Below are 2,555 nucleotides of genomic sequence, written 5' to 3'. Positions count from 1 at the left end.
CGTCGGCCTCGTCGATCACCGTCGGCACGACGATCACGTGGAGCCGCGCGGCCGCCGCGGCCGCCTCGCCGTCGGTCGTGGAGGCGAAGCGACCGTCGGCGACCGAGTTCGACAGCAGTGCGGACACGCCCGGCTCGTGGTCGAACGGGTTGACGCCGCGGTTCAGCGTCGCGACCCGCTCGGAGTCGATGTCGACGCCGGTGACGGCACCGGTCGTCTCGGCGTACACGAGCGACAGCGGCAGTCCGATCTTCCCCATCCCGTACACCGCGACGGGGACCCGCCCGTCTCGGAACGCCGTCCGCTGTTCGTCCGCGCGTCGCGTCGACGCCGTACAGTCCGTAGGGAACTTCCGACTACCGGCGCGTTCGCGGTCAGTCGTCCCCCCGTCCCGGCGACCGTCGCCCGAGGACCGCCGACCGCGTCGCGTATCCGGCGGACCAGCTCGATCGCCCGGATCCCGTCGTGGCCGGTGACCTCGGGGGTAGACCCCGTCTTCACGGCCGAGACGAACGATTCCAGCTCCGCGCGGAGCGGCTCGCCGTTGTTGACCTGCGGCCGCTCGACAACGCTCTCCGAGCGGTACCTGACGTCGCCGTTCGACTCGACGTAGCCGGGCAGCGAGTGGCGGTGGATCTTCACCGACTGCGTCAGGTAGTCGACGCTCACCCGGCACTCTCGCCCGGTGACCGCGAGTTCGCGGATCTTCTGGTGGGTGACCCGGCTCGCCGTCACCGTCCCCAACACGCCGTTGTCGAGCCGGAGCGTCGACGTGACGTGGGGTTCGCCGTCGATCCCGGCCGCGAACACCTCGTCGACCTCGGCGTCGAACAGCGACAGGAGGACGTCGAGGTCGTGGATCATCAGGTCCTCGACCACCCCGTCGGTGTTCTCGCGGTCCACCGGCGGACCGAGCCGGCGGGCGTCGACCGCGAGGACCTCCATCTCCGGCAACACGTCGACGAGCGCCCGAACCGCCGGGTTGAACCGCTCGACGTGACCGACCTGTAGCCGGAGGTCGTTCCGGTCCGCGAGGTCGATCAGCTCGCGCCCCTCGGCCGGGTCCGCGACGAACGGCTTCTCGACTAAGACGTGGGTGTCGGCTTCGAGCGCCTCGCGGACGATCGGCGCGTGGAACTGCGTGGGAACGACGACCGAGACGGCGTCGACCGCCTGTAGGAGCGTCTCTCGGTCGAGCGCTCGCGTCCCGTGTTTGTCGGCGATCTTCGCCGCCCGGTCCCGGTCGGTGTCCGCGACGCCGACGAGGTCCACCGCGGACGAGCTGGCGTACACGCGGGCGTGGTGTGACCCCATGCTCCCGACGCCGACGACGCCGACGCGGAGCGCCCCGTCGTCAGTCATCCGCGGCCACCCCCGTCTCGGACAGCCCGTAGTGGCCGCGCACGGCGGCGGCGACCCGATCTATCTCCTCGTCGACGATCCGGGGTGGATCGGCAGCGACACGACCTCGTCCGCGATCCGGCGCGCCGTCGGAACCGACGCCTCGTACCCGTCGTACGCGGGCTGGTCCGGGATGAGCGTCGGGTAGTAGACGGCCGTGTCCACGCCGCGCTCGTCGAGGTGGTCCCGGAGCGCCGCCCGGTCGGGACAGCGGACCGTGTACTGGTGGTAGACGTGGCGTCGCTCCGGCGGCTCCGTCGGGAGGACCAGCTCGGGGACGTCCGAGAGCGCCGCGGAGAGCCGTGCCGCGTTCTCGCGGCGGCGCGCGTTGTACGCCGGGAGCTTCCGCAGCTGCTCCACTCCGATCGCGGCCGCGAGGCTCGTCAGCCGGAGGTTGTGTCCGACGGAGACGTGGTCGTAGCCGTGAGCGGCCGCGTCCGCGCGGCCGTGGTTGACGAACCGGGCGGCGCGGTCGGCGACTCCCTGGTCGTCCGTGACGACCATCCCGCCCTCCCCGGTCGTCATGTTCTTCGTGGGGTAAAACGAGAAGCAGCCGGCGTCGCCGAACGCGCCGACGTTGGTCCCCTCGTAGGTCGCCCCGTGGGCCTGCGCGGCGTCCTCTATCAGCGCGAGGTCGTGCTCCTCGGCGATCTCGGTCAGCCGGCCCATCTCCGCGGGCAGCCCGTACAGGTGGACCGGGAGGATCGCGGCGACGTCGTCGTTTTCCGCGACGGCCGCCTCGACCGCCTCGGGGTCCAGCGTGTAGGTCGCCGCGTCGATGTCGGCGAACACGGGCCGAGCGCCGCAGAGCCGGACAGCGTTCGCGCTCGCGACGAAGGAGAACGGGGTCGTGACGACCGCGTCGCCCTCCCCGATCCCGACCGCTTCGAGCGCGGTCTGTAGGGCGGCGGTCCCGTTGGCGGTCGCGACGCCGCGTTCGACGCCGCAGTAGTCCGCGAACTCGCGTTCGAACGTCCGGACGACGGGGCCGTCCGCCAGCCGACCGCCCGTCAGCACCTCGCGGATCCGATCGAGCTCCCGGTCGCCGACGTCGGGTCGGCGATGGCGATCCGGCTCATGCTATCGAGTTCGGCCCGTCGAGCGGTTCCGGCGAGGTCGAGTCGTGGGAGGCGAAGGCGACACAGGGGAGTAGG

2 protein-coding genes and 1 pseudogene are annotated in these 2,555 nt (G+C 71.7%); all 3 read right to left on the bottom strand.

Annotated features, from left to right (window positions below; translation table 11 throughout):
* Window positions 1–259 (bottom strand): annotated as a pseudogene (locus BN903_RS12875) (nucleotide sugar dehydrogenase); the annotation flags it as partial.
* Entirely contained in the window at window positions 163–1,362 is a 1,200-nt protein-coding gene (locus tag BN903_RS12870; protein ID WP_321163497.1) for a Gfo/Idh/MocA family protein, read from the bottom strand. The pseudogene BN903_RS12875 and the gene BN903_RS12870, both read right to left, overlap by 97 nt.
* A gap of 60 nt (window positions 1,363–1,422) precedes the next feature.
* A complete protein-coding gene (locus tag BN903_RS12865) occupies window positions 1,423–2,418 on the bottom strand; it encodes a DegT/DnrJ/EryC1/StrS aminotransferase family protein (RefSeq protein ID WP_228841106.1) in 996 nt (331 codons plus the stop codon).
* Between the last annotated feature and the right edge of the window lie 137 nt (window positions 2,419–2,555).

The sequence above is a fragment of the Halorubrum sp. AJ67 genome, assembly GCF_000513435.1.
This window is presented reverse-complemented; position numbering and strand designations above follow the sequence as displayed.